The 19,410-nt window shown below is 70.0% G+C and carries 13 protein-coding genes; 11 read left to right on the forward strand and 2 right to left on the reverse strand.

The features are described from left to right. Positions 1–69: 69 nt before the first annotated feature. Positions 70–3,873, reverse strand: a complete 3,804-nt coding sequence (locus AB0G32_RS19755; protein ID WP_361164375.1) for a GH92 family glycosyl hydrolase — start codon at positions 3,871–3,873, stop codon at positions 70–72. A gap of 380 nt (positions 3,874–4,253) precedes the next feature. On the opposite strand from AB0G32_RS19755, the gene ngcE reads away from it, so the two are divergent. The 10 genes from ngcE to AB0G32_RS19805 all read left to right on the forward strand — a co-directional run bounded on the left by ngcE (position 4,254) and on the right by AB0G32_RS19805 (position 17,875). Beyond that, entirely contained in the window at positions 4,254–5,714 is a 1,461-nt protein-coding gene (gene ngcE, locus AB0G32_RS19760; protein WP_361164378.1) for an N-acetylglucosamine/diacetylchitobiose ABC transporter substrate-binding protein, read from the forward strand. Between the two features lie 26 nt (positions 5,715–5,740). Further along, positions 5,741–6,667 (forward strand): sugar ABC transporter permease, encoded by a 927-nt coding sequence (locus AB0G32_RS19765; protein ID WP_361164381.1) that lies wholly within the window; start codon positions 5,741–5,743, stop codon positions 6,665–6,667. 4 nt (positions 6,668–6,671) lie between these two features. Further along, on the forward strand, positions 6,672–7,538 hold the full coding sequence (locus AB0G32_RS19770) for a carbohydrate ABC transporter permease (RefSeq protein WP_361164384.1): 867 nt from the start codon (positions 6,672–6,674) through the stop codon (positions 7,536–7,538). A 181-nt stretch (positions 7,539–7,719) separates the two neighbouring features. Next, positions 7,720–8,931 carry an ROK family transcriptional regulator gene (locus AB0G32_RS19775; protein ID WP_361164588.1) on the forward strand — a complete coding sequence of 404 codons (1,212 nt, stop codon included), beginning with the start codon at positions 7,720–7,722 and terminating at the stop codon, positions 8,929–8,931. Between the two features lie 133 nt (positions 8,932–9,064). Then, on the forward strand, positions 9,065–10,168 hold the full coding sequence (locus AB0G32_RS19780) for a sugar ABC transporter substrate-binding protein (protein ID WP_361164591.1): 1,104 nt from the start codon (positions 9,065–9,067) through the stop codon (positions 10,166–10,168). Positions 10,169–10,350: 182 nt separating this feature from the next. Continuing rightward, positions 10,351–11,142, forward strand: a complete 792-nt coding sequence (locus AB0G32_RS19785) for an ATP-binding cassette domain-containing protein (RefSeq protein WP_361164387.1) — start codon at positions 10,351–10,353, stop codon at positions 11,140–11,142. Beyond that, positions 11,139–12,422, forward strand: coding sequence for a sugar ABC transporter permease (locus tag AB0G32_RS19790; protein ID WP_361164390.1), 1,284 nt, complete (start codon positions 11,139–11,141; stop codon positions 12,420–12,422). Before AB0G32_RS19785 ends, AB0G32_RS19790 begins: the two co-directional genes overlap by 4 nt. A 443-nt stretch (positions 12,423–12,865) precedes the next feature. Continuing rightward, positions 12,866–14,788 (forward strand): 1-deoxy-D-xylulose-5-phosphate synthase, encoded by a 1,923-nt coding sequence (gene dxs, locus AB0G32_RS19795; protein ID WP_361164393.1) that lies wholly within the window; start codon positions 12,866–12,868, stop codon positions 14,786–14,788. 143 nt (positions 14,789–14,931) lie between these two features. Next, positions 14,932–16,425, forward strand: a complete 1,494-nt coding sequence (locus AB0G32_RS19800; RefSeq protein WP_361164396.1) for an amino acid permease — start codon at positions 14,932–14,934, stop codon at positions 16,423–16,425. A gap of 34 nt (positions 16,426–16,459) precedes the next feature. Then, complete coding sequence (locus tag AB0G32_RS19805) at positions 16,460–17,875, forward strand: glycosyltransferase family 39 protein (RefSeq protein WP_361164399.1); 1,416 nt, start codon at positions 16,460–16,462, stop codon at positions 17,873–17,875. Positions 17,876–17,887: 12 nt separating this feature from the next. On the opposite strand, the gene AB0G32_RS19810 is transcribed toward AB0G32_RS19805, so the two are convergent. Next, positions 17,888–18,265 carry an NTP pyrophosphohydrolase gene (locus tag AB0G32_RS19810; protein ID WP_361164401.1) on the reverse strand — a complete coding sequence of 126 codons (378 nt, stop codon included), beginning with the start codon at positions 18,263–18,265 and terminating at the stop codon, positions 17,888–17,890. A 51-nt stretch (positions 18,266–18,316) separates the two neighbouring features. On the opposite strand from AB0G32_RS19810, the gene AB0G32_RS19815 reads away from it, so the two are divergent. Beyond that, positions 18,317–19,336, forward strand: a complete 1,020-nt coding sequence (locus AB0G32_RS19815) for a hypothetical protein (RefSeq protein ID WP_361164404.1) — start codon at positions 18,317–18,319, stop codon at positions 19,334–19,336. Positions 19,337–19,410: the final 74 nt, after the last annotated feature.

The following is a 19,410-nucleotide window of genomic DNA, read 5'->3' on the forward strand; positions in this document are numbered from 1 at the left end:
TGCCCCGGCCGAAGAAAGCGGTACGGCCCGCCCGGAGACCGGGCGGGCCGTCGTGTGCCGACGTGCGTCCTAGGCGAGCAGCTCGATCTCGGAGAGCGTCGACGAACCCGTGAACACCAGCCGGTACTTCGCGTACGCCCCCGGCGACTTCACCGAGAACGCCCGGGTCTGCCGGTCCCAGGCGAAGGACTCGCCGGAGCGTTCGTCCAGCGTCCGCCACGTCGTCCCGTCGGCCGAACCCTCCAGCTTCCAGCCGGTCGGAGCCGAGGTGTGGTCCTTCGGAGACGTCAGCGTGTACTGGACCGCCTTCGTGCCGTCGGCCACCGGGAGGTCGACGGAGGTCACCGTCGCCTCCGTGCCCGAGGTGTTGTCGAAGAGCGCGCCGTCGCCCTCGACGGCGTCCTTGCGCGGCGTAGGCACCTCGTCGTCGGTCGTGATCGACACCGGCGCCGCGTTCTTGCCGGTGCCCCACGAGGACGGCCGCGAGCCCATGTCGAACTCCAGGACGCCGCCCTTGGCGAGCACGGAGTGCGGGAGGGACGTGGAGTTCCAGGACCGTCCGTTCACCTTCAGGCCCTGCACGTAGATGTTCTTCGTGCTGTTCTTCGGCGCCTTCACCACCAGCTCGTGCCCGTTCTCCAGGTGCACGGTCGTCTTGGTGAACAGCGGGGAGCCGATGGCGTACTCGCCGCTGCCCATCACCAGCGGGTAGAAGCCGAGCGCGGAGAACAGGAACCAGGCCGACTGCTCGCCGTTGTCCTCGTCGCCGTGGTAGCCCTGCCCGATGTCGCTGCCGGTGTAGAGGCGGGAGAGCACCTCACGGACGTTCTTCTGCGTCTTGTACGGCTGCCCGGCCGCGTCGTACATGTAGAGGGCGTGGTGGGCGACCTGGTTGGAGTGCCCGTACATGCCCATCCGGACGTCCCGCGCCTCGGTCATCTCGTGGATGACTCCGCCGTAGGAGCCGACGAACTCGGCGGACGCGGTCTCCGGGGTGGCGAGGTACTCGTCCAGCTTGTCGGCGAGACCGGAGCGGCCGCCGTACAGGTTGGCCAGGCCCCGGCTGTCCTGCGGGGCGGTGAAGGCGTAGCCCCAGCCGTTGGTCTCGGTGTAGTCGTAGCCCCACACGCGCGGGTCGTACTTCTCCGAGTCCACCCGCCAGTCGCCCGACGCGTCCTTGCCCTGGAAGAAACCGGCCTTCGAGTCGAACATGTTGACGTAGTCCTGGGCGCGGTTCAGGAAGTAGGCCGACTCCTCCTTGTACCGCTTCTCGCCGGTCTCCTTGTAGAGCTTCGCGCCCATCTGCGCGATGCCGTAGTCGTTGAGGTAGCCCTCCAGCGCCCAGGACAGGCCCTCGTGCGTGTCGCTGGCGGTGTAGCCGAGGAACGGCGAGGTCTCCATGCCCTTGCGGCCCACGCCCGAGGACGGCGGCACCACCGTCGCGTTCTTCACCGCCGCGTCGTACGCCGCCTTCGCGTCGAAGTCGACCCCCTTGACGTAGGCGTCCGCGAAGGCCACGTCGCTGGAGGTGCCGGTCATCAGGTCCGCGTAGCCGGGGGAGGACCAGCGCGAGGTCCAGCCACCGTCCTTGTACTGCTGCACGAACCCGTCGACCAGCTCACCGGCCTTGTCGGGGGTCAGGAAGGAGTACGCCGGCCAGGTCGTCCGGTAGGTGTCCCAGAAGCCGTTGTTCACGTACACCTTGCCGTCGACGATCTTCGCGCCGGTGTGCGTGGGGGTGTCCGCCGACTCCATCTTCTGGAAGGGGGAGGCGTACTGGTACTTCCCGTCGACCTTCTCGAAGCCCGAGTTCGGGTAGAGGTAGAGCCGGTACAGGCTGGAGTACAGCGTGGTCAGCTGGTCCTGGGTGGCGCCCTCGACCTCGACCTTGCCGAGGATCTTGTCCCACGCCTGCCGGGCGTTCTTCTTCACCCTGTCGAAGGAGGTGCCCTTCGGGGCCTCCTGGCGCAGGTTGTCCTTGGCCTGGTCCACGCTGATGAGCGAGGTGGCCAGGCGCAGGGTGACGGTACGGTCCTCGCCCGCGTCGAAGCTCAGGGTGCCCTTGACGCCGCTGGAGTCGCCGCCGGTCACCTTCTTGTCGAACTCGCCGTACACGAACAGCCGGGTCGCGCCCGTCGACAGGCCGGACTTGACGTCCGAGTAGCCGGTGAAGGTGCCGTTCTCCTTGTCCAGGGTCAGGCCCGCCTGGTCGGTGACGTTGTCGAAGATCACGCTCGCGTCGTCACCGGGATAGGTGAACCGCATCAGCGCCGCGTGGTCGGTCGGCGCCATCTCGGCCTTCAGGCCGTTCTCGAAGGTGACGCCGTAGTAGTACGGGCGGGCCGTCTCGTTCTCGTGCCGGAAGGGCAGCGCGCGGGCCTCCCGGCCGGTGTCCGGGGTGCCGGACGCGGCGGACGGCATCACCTGGAAGGTCTGCCGGTCGCCCATCCAGGGGCTCGGCTCATGGCTCGCGCTGAACGCCTGGAGCGTCGGCAGGTTGTCCGCGTTGTTGCCGCGCGCGTAGTCGTACAGCCAGCTCAGCGAACCGGCGTTGGTCACCGGCGTCCAGAAGTTGAAGCCGTTCGGGACGGCCGTCGCGGGGAAGTCGTTGCCGCGCGAGAAACTGCCGCTGGAGTTGGTGCCGCGGGTGGTCAGCGCGTAGTCCGAGAGGTGCGCCTTGGGCTTCTCGGCCTTCGCCTCCTTGATCGACACGTCGTCCAGCCAGCCCCGGAACTTCGCCGGGCCCTTGGCCGAGTCGTACGCGACCAGGACGCGGTCGATCGTCTTGCCGGCCGCGACCGAGCCGATGCCCGACGCCACGCTGTTCCACTGGTTGACGTACAGGATCTTGGAGTCGCCCTGGCCGCGCGGGGTCAGCGGGAAACCGTGGCTGTCGGTGGCGCCCAGCCCGCTCAGATACGTGCCGTCGGTGAAGGCGAGGTCGACGGAGACGTTGGTGGCGTCGTAGTCGAGGTCGCCGTCGGCCATCGACGGGAAGATCTTGTAGGACAGCTCGGTACGGCGGTCCACCTTGACGTTGACGTCGAAGACCTTGTTGTACGAGTAGGCCCGGCCGTCGGCGGTGTGCCGGCCCGCGTAGCGCAGCGCCCGCTTGCCGGTGAAGCCCGCGCCCGCCTTGGCCGTCGGGGAGCCGCTCGGGCCCTTGTCGACCAGCGAGAGCATGTCCGCGGGCACGGTGGTCTCGTCACCGCCGGTGGAGAACTGCACGTCGGCGAGCTGGAGCGCGTCGCCCGCCCCGTTGTTCTTGGTGAACTCGATGCGGAAGTGCTGGTAGTCGGCCGGCTCGGCCAGCTCGTACGTCTTGGTCTGGAACCGCTCGGCGAACGACTCGCCGGAGCGGGTGTCCACCGTCGTCCAGCTCTCGCCGTCCGCCGACCCCTGCAACGTCCAGTCCACCGGGTCGCGTTCGTCGTGGTCGTTGGCGGAGGTGAGCGCGTACCGGGTGACCGGCGTCGCCGCGTCCAGGTCGAACTCCACCCAGCCGGTGGGCGCGAAGGTCAGCCACTTGGTGGACGGCTCGGTGTCGACCAGGTTCTCCTTCACCTCGCCGCCGCCGGTGTTCTCCGCGCTGGCCCGCACGTCGGTGACATGGTCGCTGACGTTGCCGGGGATGCCGGTGCTGTAGCCGCCGTCCACGCCCGAGGCGCGCTTGGCGCCGCCCGGACCGGTGTCGACGGTATTGAGCCAGTCCGGAGCCGGGTCGTCCGCCTCGAACGAGGACGTGAACTCCCGGTCCGCAGCGGCCGCCGCCCGCGGCAGCGCGACCGCCGCGCCCTGCGAGCCCACCGCCAGTGCGAACGCGGTCGTCACCACGACCGCCGGACCCCATCTGTGCCGAGTTCTGCGCTGCATCTCCCAGACCCTCCCTGCACGCCGGACAACGTTGTCAAAACTTCTGCGCAGGGTCCAGTAGTGGGTGAAGTGGTCAGTGCTGTCAAGGGTGTTGACTGCGACGTTCGGGGTGTATGTCGGGGATTTTTCCGGCAAGCTACACACAGGCCGCTCAAATGTCCGCCAGGTCTCAACTCGGAAAAGACCGGTGCCCAACCGTGCCCTCGATCTTGCTCCACCGGCGGAAAGTGGACTATACCTGTCGGCCACCGGAGAGATCTGAGTACGCACGCACGAGTCGCACGATCCGCACGGCCCGCACCACCCAGCGAGACCCGACAGCGGTGCCGGGAAGTCTCCGGTTCACCGCCTGAGTCCTGGAGAAGGCGAGGACTTGAGCAATGGGATCCACTTCCGCCGAGAACACCGGTACCGGTAGCGCGGGCGTCGGCCGCCGCGACCTGATCAAACGGTCCGCCGCGCTCGGCCTGATCGCCGTCCCCACGATGAGTTTCCTGTCCGCCTGCGCCAGCGGTGGCGGCGGTGACGACCAGGACAAGGCGGAGGCGGGGGAGAAGACCGCCAAGAACCCGCTGGGTGTGAACAACAGCGCCCAGCTGGAATTCGTCCTCTTCGACGGCGGCTTCGGCAAGGAGTACGCCGAGGACGCGGTGAAGATCTACGAGAAGAACTTCCCCGACGCGACCGTGAAGTTCTCCGCCACCCAGAAGATCCAGTCCACCCTCCAGCCCCGGTTCAACCAGGGCACCCCGCCCGACCTCATCGACAACTCCGGTGCGGAACAGATGGACATGGGCGTACTGGTCAGCAAGAAGCAGCTCGCCGACCTCACCCCGCTGCTCGACGCGCCCTCCTACGACGACCCGGACAAGAAGGTCCGCGACACGCTGCGCCCCGGCATCGTGGAAATGGGCCAGTTCAACGGCGAAAAGGTCTGGATCTTCTACTACGCCTACACGGTGTACGGCGTCTGGTATTCGCAGAAGGCACTGGACTCGCTGGACGCCGAATACCCGAAGACCTGGGACGAGATGCTCGCGGTCTGCGCGAAGGCGAAGAAGAAGGGCATGGCGGGCTGGACGTACGCGGGCAAGTACCCGTACTACCTTCCCTTCTCGCTCTACCCGATGATCGGCAAGGTCGGCGGCACCGAAGTCCTGGACGCCATCGACAACCTGGAGCCGAACGCCTGGAAGCACCCGGCCGTCAAGGCGTGTTTCGAGGCGTACTACGAGCTGTACCAGAAGGGGTACGTCCTCAAGGGCACCCCCGGCCTGGACCACATCCAGTCGCAGACCGCGTGGGCCAAGGGCGACGCCCTCTTCCTGCCCAACGGCTCCTGGGTGGAGAACGAGTCGGCCAACGTCATCCCGGCCGACTTCGACCTCGCCGTCTCCGCCCCCACCGGACTCGACGACTCCGACAAACTGCCGTTCGGCACCATCTGGGCGTCCGGCGGCGAGCCGTTCATCGTCCCCGCCAAGGCCAAGAACGGCACCGGCGGCATGGAGCAGCTGCGCATCATGCTCAGCGAGGCGTCCTCGAAGAACTTCACCGCCAAGGTGAAGTCGCTGACCGCCTTCGACGGCGGCACCGACGGCATCGAACTCACCCCGGGCCTCAAGTCGGGCGTCGCCGCGCTGGAACTGGCCGGCGACAACGTGGTCAACCCGCGCCTCCAGGACTGGTACGTCAAGCTCCAGAAGGAGCAGATCGGCGTCGGCGGCCTCGGCGAGATGATGGCCGGCCGGCTCACCCCGGCCGAGGCCATCAAGAAGATCCAGGGCTACGCCGACGACGCGGCCAAGGACTCGTCGATCGAGCACTACAAGCACCAGTAGGACGCCGGATCGGGGTCGAGAAGGCAATGCAGCACGGCAAGTACCGGTTCATCGTGGGATTCCTGGCGCTGCCGCTGGGAATCTACGCACTCTTCGTCATCTGGCCGTTCGTCCAGTCCATCTACTACTCGTTCACCGACTGGACGGGACTGAGTCCCGAATTCAAGATGGTCGGCTTCGACAACTACTCCCGGATGCTCGACGACGACATCTTCTGGAAGTCGCTGTGGCACAGCGTGCTCTTCGCGCTGCTGGTCCCCCTGGTGACACTCGGCCTCGCGCTGTTCCTCTCCTTCATGATCAACGTGGGCGGCCGGAAGCGGAAGGGCGGCCCGGTGATCTCCGGCGTCCGCGGCTCCGCCTTCTACAAGATCGTCTACTTCTTCCCGCAGGTGCTGTCCATCGCGATCGTCGCGCTGCTCTTCCAGTTCGCGTACAACCCGGACAGCGGCGCGATCAACTCGCTGCTGCGCGGGGTGGGACTCGACGGACTCCAGCCGTTGTGGCTGGGCGACCCGAACCTGGCGCTGTGGGCCGTGATGGCGGTACTGGTCTGGTCCACGGTCGGCTTCTTCGTGGTCCTCTTCTCGGCCGGCATGGCCTCCATCCCGGCGGAGCTGTACGAGGCGGCGCTGCTGGACGGGGCCACCCGCTTCACCACGTTCTCCCGGGTGACCCTGCCGCTGCTGTGGGACACCGTGCAGTCCGGCTGGGTCTACATGGGCATCCTCGCGCTCGGCGCCGAGTCCTTCGCCGTCGTACAGATCATGACGGTCGGACCCGGCGGCCCCGACTACTCGACCACCGTGATGGTCCTGTACGTGTACCAGAAGGCGTTCCGGGACGGTCAGGCCGCCTACGCCACCACCATCGGCGTCGCCCTGCTCGTGGTCACCCTGGCCTTCGCGGCCGTGGTGATGCGGCTGGGCCGGCGCGAGCGGCTGGAGTACTGAACGCATGAAGACGACCGACACTCCCGCCCCCGCGAAGCCGAAGAAGCAGGGCGGTGCCCTCAACGTCTTCTCCCACGGCATCCTCGTCATCTGGGCGATCATGGTGGTGCTGCCGCTGCTGTGGGCGGTGATGACGTCCTTCAAGGACGACGCCTCGATCTTCGGCTCGCCCTGGTCGCTGCCGGACACCCTGCACTTCGACAACTGGTCGCGGGCCTGGACCCAGGCGCACATGAGCGACTACTTCCTCAACACCGTCCTGGTGGTGGGCGGTTCACTCATCGGCACCCTGGTGCTCGGCTCGATGGCCGCCTATGTGCTGGCCCGGTTCGACTTCCCCGGCAACCGGTTCGTCTACTTCCTGTTCGTCGGCGGCATGAGCTTCCCGATCATGCTCGCCCTGGTCCCGCTGTTCTACGTGGTGGACAACATGGGGCTGCTGAACACCATCCACGGGCTGATCCTGGTCTACATCGCCTACTCGCTGCCGTTCACGGTGTTCTTCCTGACCGCGTTCTTCCGCACCCTGCCGACCTCGGTGGCGGAGGCGGCGTTCGTCGACGGGGCCTCGCACACCCGGACGTTCTTCCAGGTCATGCTGCCGATGGCCAAGCCGGGGCTGATCAGCGTCGGCATCTTCAACTTCCTGGGGCAGTGGAACCAGTACATGCTGCCGACCGTGCTGAACACCGATCCGGACAAGCACGTCCTGACCCAGGGCCTGGTGCAGCTCGCGGTCAGCCAGGGGTACAAGGGCGACTGGTCGGGCCTGTTCGCGGGCCTGGTGATGGCGATGCTGCCGGTGCTGGCGGCGTACGTCCTCTTCCAGCGGCAGGTGGTGCAGGGACTGACGGCGGGGGCCCTGAAGTAATCCGCGAGCAGTCCCGCCCACCGCTCCCGGACCGGCCGGGGGCGGCCGGTCCGATGCCCGCCGGTTACCCGGATGCGGTTCAACCTCTTGACGGGAGGCGACCCGAACAGCTCAGCTTAGAGTTCACTAGTTGGACATGGACGGGGCCTCATCGCTGCGGTCCCGCGCGCAGGAGGTCGTCGTGGAGACTCCGGGGTCGCAGTCGTCGCTGCACCGAGCCAACCTGGAGAGGGTCGTACGAGCGGTACGACTGGCCGGGTCGCTCACGCAGGCGGAGATCGCGAGGACCACAGGGCTGTCCGCGGCCACGGTCTCCAACATCGTCCGGGAACTGAAGGACGGCGGGACCGTCGAGGTCACGCCCACCTCGGCGGGCGGCCGGCGGGCCCGCAGCGTCTCGCTGAGCGGCGACGCCGGCATCGTCATCGGCGTCGACTTCGGCCACACCCATCTACGGGTCGCCGTCGGCAACCTCGCCCACCAGGTGCTGGCCGAGGAGTCCGAGCCGCTGGACGTGGACGCGTCCTCGGCGCAGGGCTTCGACCGGGCCGAGCAGCTGGTCAGCCGGCTGATCGTGGCGACCGGCGTGGACCGGAGCAAGATCGCCGGGGTGGGCCTCGGCGTGCCCGGCCCGATCGACGTGGAGTCCGGCACGCTCGGCTCGACCGCGATCCTGCCCGGCTGGAGCGGCACCCGGCCCGCCGAGGAGCTGCGGGGGCGGCTCGGCGTGCCCGTGCACGTGGACAACGACGCCAACCTCGGCGCCCTCGGCGAGCTGGTCTGGGGCAGCGGCCGGGGGGTGCGGGACCTGGCGTACATCAAGGTCGCCAGCGGTGTCGGCGCCGGCCTGGTGATCGACGGCAAGATCTACCGGGGCCCCGGCGGCACGGCGGGTGAGATCGGGCACATCACCCTCGACGAGTCCGGCCCGGTCTGCCGCTGCGGCAACCGCGGCTGCCTGGAGACCTTCACCGCCGCGCGGTACGTGCTGCCGCTGCTCAGATCGAGTCACGGCACCGGCCTGACCATGGAAGGCGTGGTACGGATGGCCCGGGACGGCGACCCGGGGTGCCGCCGGGTGGTGGCCGACGTCGGCCGGCACATCGGCAGCGGGGTCGCCAACCTGTGCAATCTGCTCAACCCCAGCCGGGTCGTCCTCGGCGGCGATCTGGCCGAGGCGGGCGAGCTGGTCCTCGGCCCCATCCGGGAGTCCGTGGGCCGCTACGCCATCCCCAGCGCCGGCCGCCAACTCTCGGTGCTCCCCGGGGCACTTGGCGGCCGGGCCGAGGTGCTGGGCGCCCTTGCCCTGGCACTGAGCGAGATGGGTGATTCGACCCTTCTGGACGGAAGCGCGGCCGGCACTCTGCCCGCTGCCACCCCCGTCTTCACTTAGAGAACGGATGGCACCGTTGCCATCTCGTTAAGGATTTACTTCTTGACGTCGCACGTATGGCCGAGTTGACTTCCAGCCACCTCGGCCGCAACGACGCGGCCTCGTCAGGGAGGTTTCTGAAGTGAACACGCGTATGCGTCGTGCCGCCGTTGCCGTAGCCGCCACCGCGATGGCCGTCTCGCTCGCCGCCTGTGGCAGCGCCAAGGAGTCCGGCGACAACGCCGACTCGTCGGACGACTCCAGCAGCAAGGGCGACGCCATCAAGGTCGGCCTGCTCCTGCCGGAGAACCAGACCGCTCGGTACGAGAAGTTCGACAAGCCCTTGATCGAGAAGAAGGTCAAGGAGCTCACGAACAACAAGGGCGAGGTCATCTACGCCAACGCCAAGCAGGACGCCAGCCAGCAGGCGCAGCAGGTCGACACCATGGTGACCAACAAGGTCGACGTGCTCATCGTCGACGCGGTGGACTCCAAGGCCATCGCCGGTTCGATCACCAAGGCCAAGCAGGCCGGCATCCCGGTCGTCGCCTACGACCGCCTGGCCGAGGGCCCGATCGACGCCTACACCTCGTTCGACAACGTGACCGTCGGCAAGACCCAGGGCGAGGCACTTCTGGAGGCGCTGGGCGACAAGGCCAAGAGCGGCCAGATCGTCATGATGAACGGTTCCTCCACCGACCCGAACGCCGCCCAGTTCAAGGAGGGCGCGCTGTCCGTCCTCAAGGGCAAGGTGAACATCGGCCGCTCCTACGACACCAAGGAGTGGAAGCCGGAGAACGCCAACGCCAACATGGAGGGCGCCATCTCCGCCCTGGGCAAGGACAAGATCATCGGCGTCTACTCCGCCAACGACGGCATGGCGGGCGGCATCATCACCGCCCTGAAGGCGGCCGGCATCGACGACGTCCCGGTCACCGGCCAGGACGCCGAGCTCAACGGCGTGCAGCGGATCCTCACCGGCGAGCAGTACATGAGCGTCTACAAGTCCTACCCGCAGGAGGCGGCCACCGCGGGCGAGATGGCCGTCGCCCTCGCCAAGGGCGAGTCGCTCGACTCCATCGCCACCAGCAAGGCCAGCAGCGCCACCACCAAGGACGTCCCCACCGTCCTCGTCCCGGTCGTCTCGCTGACCAAGGACAACATCAAGGAGACCGTGGTGAAGGAAGGTTTCTACACGGTCGACGAGATCTGCGCCGGCAAGTACGCCTCGGCCTGCAAGTCGGCCGGCCTGAGCTAAGCGGCCCCCGCCCCGTACCGCGTGCCACGCGCACGGGACCGGCTGCCCCAGATCCTCCGGCGCCCCGCACCCACCAGCCCCGCAAGCTAGGCGGGGCGCCGGACGGACCACCCGCGGGTATCTCCCGCCACCCCCCCCAAAATCTTCTGCACAACCTCCCGCCGGGTCAGGCGGCGAAGGAGTTGGTTCTTGTGTCCGCTACGCCCGTGCTGGCGTTGCGCGGGGTCTCCAAGCGGTTCGGTGCCGTCCAGGCGCTCACCGACGTAGAGCTTGAGGTCCACGCCGGTGAAGTGGTCGCCCTGGTCGGCGACAACGGTGCCGGAAAGTCCACGCTGGTCAAGACGATCGCCGGCGTGCACCCCATCGACGAGGGCGCCATCGAGTGGGACGGCAAGGCCGTCACCATCAACCGGCCGCACGACGCCCAGAGCCTGGGCATCGCGACCGTGTACCAGGACCTCGCGCTGTGCGACAACATCGATGTCGTCGGCAACCTGTACCTCGGCCGGGAGATCCGCAAGCGCGGCGTCCTGGACGAGGTGGAGATGGAGCGCCGCAGCCGTGAGCTGCTGGACACCCTCTCCATCCGCATCCCCAGCGTCCGCATCCCGATCGCCTCGCTCTCCGGCGGTCAGCGCCAGGTGGTGGCGATCGCCCGCTCCATGCTCGGCGAGCCCAAGCTGGTCATCCTCGACGAGCCCACCGCGGCCCTCGGCGTGGAGCAGACCGCGCAGGTCCTCGACCTGGTCGAGCGGCTGCGCGAGCGCGGCCACGCCGTCATCCTCATCAGCCACAACATGGCCGATGTGAAGGCGGTCGCGGACAAGGTCGCGGTGCTGCGGCTCGGCCGCAACAACGGCATCTTCGAGGTCAAGTCGACCTCCCAGGAAGAGATCATCTCCGCCATCACCGGCGCCACGGACAACGCCGTGACCCGTCGTGCGGCGCGCACCAATGGGGAGATCCAGAAGTGAGCATCGACAAGACCCCCGCCCCGGTCACCGAGCCGGCGGAGAAGACCGCCGCCGCGGCGGTCCCCGCGGTCGACCCCCGCCTGCTGGTGCGCGAACAGGGCTTCGCGGGCTACTGGAACGAGTTCAAGCGCAAGATGAAGGCCGGTGACCTCGGGTCCATACCGGTCGTCGTCGGTCTGCTGGTCATCTGGATCATCTTCACCAGCCTGAACTCCAACTTCCTCACCGCCGGCAACTTCTCCGACATGTCGGTCGCCATGGTCGGCACCGGCATGATCGCCGTCGGTATCGTCTTCGTCCTGCTGCTCGGCGAGATCGACCTGTCGGTCGGCTCGGTCAGCGGTGTGGCGGGCGCCGCCTTCGCGGTGATGAACGTCACCCACGGCATGAACGAGATCCTGGCCCTGGTGCTGTCGATCCTCACCGGCACGGTGGCCGGCGCGATCCACGGCTTCGTCTTCGCCCGCATCGGCGTCCCGGCGTTCGCCGTCACCCTGGCCGGCCTGCTGTTCTGGCAGGGCTTCATGCTCCGCATCCTCGGTGACAACGGCACCATCAACCTGGACGCGGACGGCATCGTCGTCAATCTGACCAGCTACTACTTCAGTGACGTGGCCGCCGCCTACGGCCTGGCGGTCGTGGTGACCGCGGGGTACTTCCTCTCCGCGTTCTTCGGCAACCGCCGCCGCGAGGCCGCCGGGGTGCCGTCCCGGCCGCTGAGCGAGATCATCGTGCGCACGGTGCTGCTGGCGGTGCTCGCCTTCATCGTGGCGATCGTCTTCAACCAGTACAAGGGCCTGCCGCTGGCCGTGGTGGTCTTCCTGGCGTTCCTGCTGCTCACCGACTTCGTGCTGCGCCGCACCGCCTACGGCCGCAAGGTGTTCGCGCTCGGCGGCAGCGTCGAGGCGTCCCGCCGGGCCGGCATCAACGTGGAGCTGATCCGGATCTCGGTCTTCGCGATCGCCGGCACCTTCGCCGCGATCGGCGGCCTGTTCGTCGCCTCGAAGATCGCCTCCGCCAACCAGGGCGCGGGCACCGGTGAGTTCCTGATGAACGTCATCGCCGCGGCCGTGATCGGCGGCACCTCCCTGTTCGGCGGCCGCGGCCGCACCTGGGACGCGCTGCTCGGTGTGATGGTCATCGTCTCCATCCAGTACGGCCTGGCCCTGGAGGGCATCGCCTCCCCGGTCCAGTACATGATCACCGGTGGCGTGCTGCTGGCCACGGTCGTCATCGACGCGGTGACCCGCAAGACCCAGAAGACGGCCGGCCGCGCCTGACGCTGCCGCCGCCTCTGAAGAAGCCTGTGCCCGGTACCAATGGCGGTACCGGGCACAGCCGCGTCCGGGGCGGGCCGGCGGTCGGGTTCGTCCCCGCCGGGGCGGGGCGTGTGACTCCCGTGTCGGGTGGGGTGCTCTTCGTGGGCGGCGGGCCCGGGGTATCCGTCCGCTGTCGCGGGGGGCTGTGCCGGGTATTGCTGGCGTTTCCGGCGCAGCCGCGTCCGGGGGCGGGTCAGCGGTCGGGTTCGTCTCCGCCGGGGCGGGGGGCGACTTCCCAGCTGCCCGGTGCGAACAGTCGTAGCGGGTACAGCCGTGTCATAGGTGGGGCGCGCGCGGGGTAGGGCCGAACGCGTGACGTACGCCGCACCGCCCGGAGTCGTAGCGCCGGAGCGGAACATTAGACTCGACAGGCCCGGCAACAGCTCTACTGCAAGGAGGCACGGGTGCCGCTGCTGACCCGCATCAGGGGACCGCGCGATCTGGACCGGCTCAGCCTGGAAGAGCTGGACCGGCTGGCCGAGGAGATCCGGACCTTCCTCGTCGACGCCGTCTCCAAGACCGGCGGCCACCTCGGCCCGAACCTCGGCGTGGTGGAGCTCACCATCGCCCTGCACCGCGTCTTCGACTCGCCCCGCGACAAGGTGCTCTTCGACACCGGCCACCAGTCCTACGTGCACAAGCTGCTCACCGGCCGACAGGACTTCTCCAAGCTGAAGATGAAGGGCGGCCTGTCCGGCTACCCGGCGCAGGCCGAGTCCGAGCACGACGTCATCGAGAACAGCCACGCCTCCACCGTGCTCGGCTGGGCCGACGGCATCGCCAAGGCCAACCAGATCCAGGGCCTGGACCGGCACGTCGCCGCGGTCATCGGCGACGGCGCGCTGACCGGCGGCATGGCCTGGGAGGCGCTGAACAACATCGCCGCCGCCAAGGACCGCCCACTGGTCATCGTGGTGAACGACAACGAGCGCTCCTACGCCCCCACCATCGGCGGCCTCGCCAACCACCTCGCGACCCTGCGCACCACCGACGGCTACGAGCGCTTCCTGGCCCGCGGCAAGGACCTCCTGGAGCGCACCCCGGTCGTCGGCCGCCCGCTCTACGACACCCTGCACGGCGCCAAGAAGGGCCTGAAGGACTTCATCGCCCCGCAGGGCATGTTCGAGGACCTCGGCCTGAAGTACGTCGGCCCGATCGACGGCCACGACATCGAGGCCCTGGAGTCGGCGCTGACCCGCGCCAAGCGGTTCGGCGGCCCGGTCATCGTGCACTGCCTCACCGAGAAGGGCCGCGGCTACCAGCCGGCGCTGGCCGACGAGGCCGACCGCTTCCACGCCGTCGGCAAGATCCACCCCGACACCGGTCTGCCGATCGCCACCTCCGGCGCCGACTGGACCTCCGTCTTCGGCGCGGAGATGGTCGAGCTCGGCGAGGAGCGCGCGGACATCGTCGCGATCACCGCCGCGATGCTCCAGCCGGTCGGCCTGGACAAGTTCGCCAAACGCTTCCCCGAACGGGTGTACGACGTCGGTATCGCGGAGCAGCACGCCGCCGTCTCCGCGGCCGGTCTCGCCCACGGCGGCCTGCACCCGGTCTTCGCCGTCTACGCCACCTTCCTCAACCGGGCCTTCGACCAGGTCCTGATGGACGTGGCCCTGCACAAGTGCGGCGTGACCTTCGTGCTGGACCGGGCCGGCATCACCGGCACCGACGGCGCCTCGCACAACGGCATGTGGGACATGTCGATCCTCCAGGTGGTCCCCGGCCTCCGGCTCGCCGCACCGCGCGACGCCGACCAGGTCCGCGCCCAGCTCCGCGAGGCGGTCGCCGTCGACGACGCGCCGACCGTGGTCCGCTTCTCCAAGGGCGCCGTCGGCCCCGCCGTCCCCGCCGTCGGCCGCGTCGGCTCCATGGACGTCCTGCGCGAGGCCGGCACCGGCACCCCCGACGTCCTGCTGGTCTCGGTCGGCGCGCTGGCCCCGATGTGCCTGGAGATCGCCGGCCTGCTGAACCAGCAGGGCATCAGCACCACCGTCGTCGACCCCCGCTGGGTCAAACCGGTCGACGAGGCCCTGGCCCCGCTCGCCGAGCGGCACCGGGTCGTCGTCACCGTGGAGGACAACTCCCGGGTCGGCGGCGTCGGCTCCGCGATCGCCCAGGCCCTGCGGGACGCGGGCGTCGACGTACCGCTGCGCGACTTCGGCATCCCGCCGCGCTTCCTCGACCACGCCTCCCGCGCCGAGGTGCTCGCCGAGATCGGCCTGACCGCGCCGGACATCGCCCGCCAGGTCACCGGCCTGGTCGCCAAGCTGGACGGCCGGTACGACCAGGCCACCGCCGAAGCGATGGAAGCCACCCGGGACTGACCCGCCCGGACCGCTCCGACGGACCGGTGCCGCCACCCGATGCGGTGGCGGCACCGGTCCGTTTGCGTGAACGCACGCGCGCCGGGGCACACGTACCGCGCCCCCTCTCGATCATGTCGAGGGCGACAAGCGTGGGAGGTCCCGTGAGCAGCACCCTCTTCCGGACGAAGAAGATCGAGCAGTCCATCCAGGACACCGAGGAACCCGAGCACGCCCTCAAGAAATCCCTGTCGGCGCTCGACCTGACCGTCTTCGGGGTCGGCGTCGTCATCGGCACCGGCATCTTCGTGCTGACCGGCACGGTGGCGAAGAACAACGCCGGGCCGGCCACCGCGCTCGCCTTCGTCGTGGCCGGCGTGGTCTGCGCGCTGGCCGCCCTCTGCTACGCCGAGTTCGCGTCCACGGTGCCGGTGGCCGGATCGGCGTACACCTTCTCCTACGCCTCGCTGGGCGAGCTGCCGGCCTGGATCATCGGCTGGGACCTGGTGCTGGAGTTCGCGCTCGGCACGGCGGTGGTGGCCGTCGGCTGGTCCGGGTACATCCGCTCGCTGCTGGACAACGCCGGCTGGCACTTCCCGGACTACCTCGGCGGCCGGGACGGCGCCGACGGCTTCGGCTTCGACATCCTCTCCGCCGCCCTGGTCCTGGTGCTGACCGCCATCCTGGTCCTCGGCATGAAGCTCTCCGCGCGGATCACCTCGGTCGTCGTCGCCATCAAGGTGGCCGTCGTCCTGGTGGTCATCATCGCCGGGGCGTTCTTCGTCAAGGGCGCCAACTACGACCCGTTCATCCCCAAGTCGCAGCCGGTGGAGGCAGGCAGCGGTCTGCACTCGCCGCTGATCCAGCTGATGTTCGGCTGGGCACCGGCCAACTTCGGCGTGATGGGCATCTTCACCGCCGCGTCCATCGTCTTCTTCGCCTTCATCGGCTTCGACATCGTCGCCACGGCCGCCGAGGAGACCAGGAACCCGCAGCGCGACATGCCCCGGGGCATCCTCGGTTCGCTGCTGATCTGCACCGTCCTGTACGTCGCCGTGTCCATCGTGGTCACCGGCATGCAGCACTACAGCGAGCTGTCGGTGGACGCCCCGCTCGCCGACGCCTTCAAGGCCACCGGACACCCCTTCTTCTCCGGCGTGATCAGCTTCGGCGCGGCGGTCGGCCTGACCACCGTCTGCATGATCCTGCTGCTCGGCCAGACCCGGGTCTTCTTCGCGATGAGCCGCGACGGCCTGCTGCCCCGCTTCTTCTCCCGGGTCCACCCCAGGTTCAAGACCCCGTACCGTCCGACGATCCTGCTCGGTGTCATCATCGCGATCGTCGCGGGCTTCACCTCCCTGAGCGAACTCGCCGAGCTGGTGAACATCGGCACCCTCTTCGCCTTCGTGATCGTCGCCTTCAGCGTGATCATCCTGCGCCGCACCCGCCCCGACCTGCCCCGCGCCTTCCGCACCCCGCTGGTGCCGGTGCTGCCGATCGTGTCCGTGGCGGCCTCGCTGTGGCTGATGCTCAACCTGCCCGCCGAGACCTGGCTGCGGTTCGTGATCTGGATGGCGATCGGCGTGGTCGTCTACTTCCTCTACGGCCGCACCCACAGCAGGCTGGCCCGCGGCGAGGCGGAGAGCGGCAACCGGTAGCCGCGCGGGGCCACGGTGCCACTAATGTGCCGCTATGCGCACCTTGGCCCCCGTTTCCGCACCGCGCACCGGGAACGGCTACTGGATCCGCCTGCTCCCGCCGCTGGCGCTCCTGGCCTGGGTCACCCGCGTCCCGTCCTTCGCCCGCCCGCTGTGGAACCCCGACGAGGGCTACCTCGCCGTACAGGCCCGGCTGCTCGCGGCCGGCGGCCGGCTCTACGAGACGGTCGTCGACCGCAAGCCGCCGCTGGTGCCGTGGCTGTACGAGGCCGCGTTCGCGCTGACCGGCTCCGGGTCGCTGGCGGCGGTCCGCGTCCTGGCCGTACTCGCCCAGCTCGCCACCGCCGCCCTGCTCGCCGCGCTGGCCCGCGGCCGCTGGGGCGACCGGTCCGGACGCACCGCGGGCGTCCTCTACCTCCTGCTGTCCATCGGCCTCAACCCCGAGGACGCCCAGGCCGCGACCTTCGAGATCTTCATATTGCCGGGCACCGCCGCCGCCCTGTACTGCGCCGACCGCCGCCGCTGGGGTGCCGCCGGGGCCGCCGTCGGCTGCGCCTTCCTCGCCAAGCAGACCGGCGCGGCGGTGCTGCTGCCGGTGCTGTGGCTGTGCGGCGCCCGCCGCGGCCCGCTGCTCCGGCTGGCCGCCGGGGCACTGCTCCCGGTACTGGCCGCCGCCCTGGCCACCGATCCGTCCGGTTTCCTCTTCTGGACCGTCACCGGCTCGACCGCCTACGCGTCCTTCTCCGGCTCCTGGACGCACGTGGTCCTGCGCGCGCTGGGCAACGCGGCGATCCTCGCCGTCGCCTGCGCCGCCCTGCCGCCGCTGCTACGGCACCGCACGCCGGGCCGCGCCGACCTCTGGCTGTGGCTCGCCGCGTCGGCCGCCGCGGTCGGCACCGGCCTGCACTTCTTCGGCCACTACTACCTCCAGCTGCTGCCGCCGCTGACCCTGCTGGCGACGGCCGCGCTCAGCACCCTGCCGCCCGCCCGCACGAGCCGGGCGCTGCTCACCACGGCCTGCTGCTGCGCGCTGTTCGTCACCTGGGGCCTGCTCGCGCCGCGCACCTGGCTCGACCACTCCCGGCGGCTGGCCGACGCGGTGGCCCGCACCACCGCCCCCGAGGACCGCGTGCTGGTCTGGGGCATGCATCCGGAGACGTACTGGCTGGCCGGCCGCACCCCCGCCGGCCCGCACCTCACCGCCGGCCTCCTCACCAACTACAGCGGCGGCCGGGCGGGCGCCCGGGTCGGCGCCCAGTACGCCGTCCCGGGCGCCTGGGCCGCCTTCCACCGCACGACCACCGCCCACCCGCCCGCCCTGATCGTCGACGACTCCCGGGGCGCCCCGTACGCACCGGAGCGGGTACCGGCCCTGCGGCGGCTGCTGGCGGCCCGGTACGCGGAGCGGGAGACGGTCGACGGGGCGGTGCTGTACGTCAGGGTGAGATGAGCGGCCGGCGGCTCAGCCCGCCGGCCGTACCGTGCGCGGCCCCGCCACCTCGGCCCCCAACTCCGCCACCCGGCGCCGCAGTTCCCGGTCCGCCGTGACCACCAGGACGGGGCGGTCACCGGCCCGCGCCACCAGGTCGACCATGTGGTCGTCGCCGCTGCCGGGCGCGTCCGTCACCGCCACGCCGGGCACCGACGCCACGCCGCGGGCCGCGCCCTCGACGACCAGCACGAGCTCCACCGGGCCGGGACGGCCCGGTACCCCGTCCGCCGCCAGCCGGTCGCGCAGCCGCTCGGCGGCGCCGCGCCGGTCCCGCCACCAGCCGTCGGGCACCGATCCGACCACGTTCGCGGCGTCGACGATCACGAGCAGGGGGGCGTTGTCGTCCATTGCGCCAGGGTCGCACGGCGGGGTCCGGACGGCGCCGCATAAAGTGAACTGGTGAACGGCGACTGGCTCCTGCGCGGCCGTGACGGCCGCCTCTGCGTCTATCTGCCGTCCGGCGACGCGGTCCTGTGCCGGGCCGAGCTGGGGCCCGACGGTCCCTGGGAGGCGCCGCGCCGGATCGGCGGCGACCAGAAGCTGCGCCCCGGCCTCGCGGTCGGCGTCGGCGCGGACCGGTACGCCCATCTGGTCGCGTGGCGGCCCACCGGCCGGGGCCAGTCCGGCCTGGTGCACTCCACCCACTACCAACCCCGGCTCGCCCCGCTGGACTGGAGCCCGGTCGGCCACCCGGACCAGAAGGGCGCCCGCACCGGCACGCCCGCCGTCGCGGTCGACGCGCAGGGCCGCGCCCACCTCTTCGTCCGGAACGCGGCCGGCGGGCTGAGCGTGCGGATCCAGAAGGAGAAGGGCGGCTGGGAGCCGTGGCGGGAGCTCGGCGCAGCGGGGCTCCAGGAGGAACCCGCCGCCGTCACGGGGGAGTCCGGCCTCGTCGAGGCGTACGCCGCCGCCGACGGCGTACTGCTGCACTGGCGGCAGGAGAAGCCCGGCGCGCGGCCGGTCCTCGGCGACAGCGTCGCGGCGGCGGTGCGGCCCGGCACGCTCCGGGCGCTGGCCACCTCCGCCGGGCACACCACCCTGTTCTTCACCGACGACTCCTCCGGTGACCTGTGCGCCTGGCGGCCCGGCGGGACGCCCGGCGCGCTGGTCGCCGCCGCGGGGCCCGGCCCGGTCGCCGCCGTGCGCTGTGTCATAGCGGGGCACGACTGCACGCTGCTGGGGCAGCGGTCGGCCGGTGGGCGGGTGGCCTTCGCGGCCTATCCGACCGAGCAGGAGACGGCGGGCGCCTGGTGGGCCGAGTCCGGGCCGGCGCTCGCCGGCGACGCCGAACTCGCCCTCGCCGTGGACGAGGCGGACCGAGTGGTCGCGGTGACCCTCTCGCCGTCCGGCGGGCGGCTGCTGCTGACCCGCCGCAAGGACGAGCCGGGGCTCGCGCTGACGGCCTGGCAGGAGGTCTGAGGGCCGGGGGACACGCGGCCGGAGGGGACCGGGTTACGGCTGGACCAACCGTACAGTTCATGCCATATATCCCG

This window comes from Streptomyces sp. NPDC023723 (assembly GCF_040639815.1).
In the GTDB taxonomy this organism is placed as follows: Bacteria; Actinomycetota; Actinomycetes; order Streptomycetales; family Streptomycetaceae; genus Streptomyces.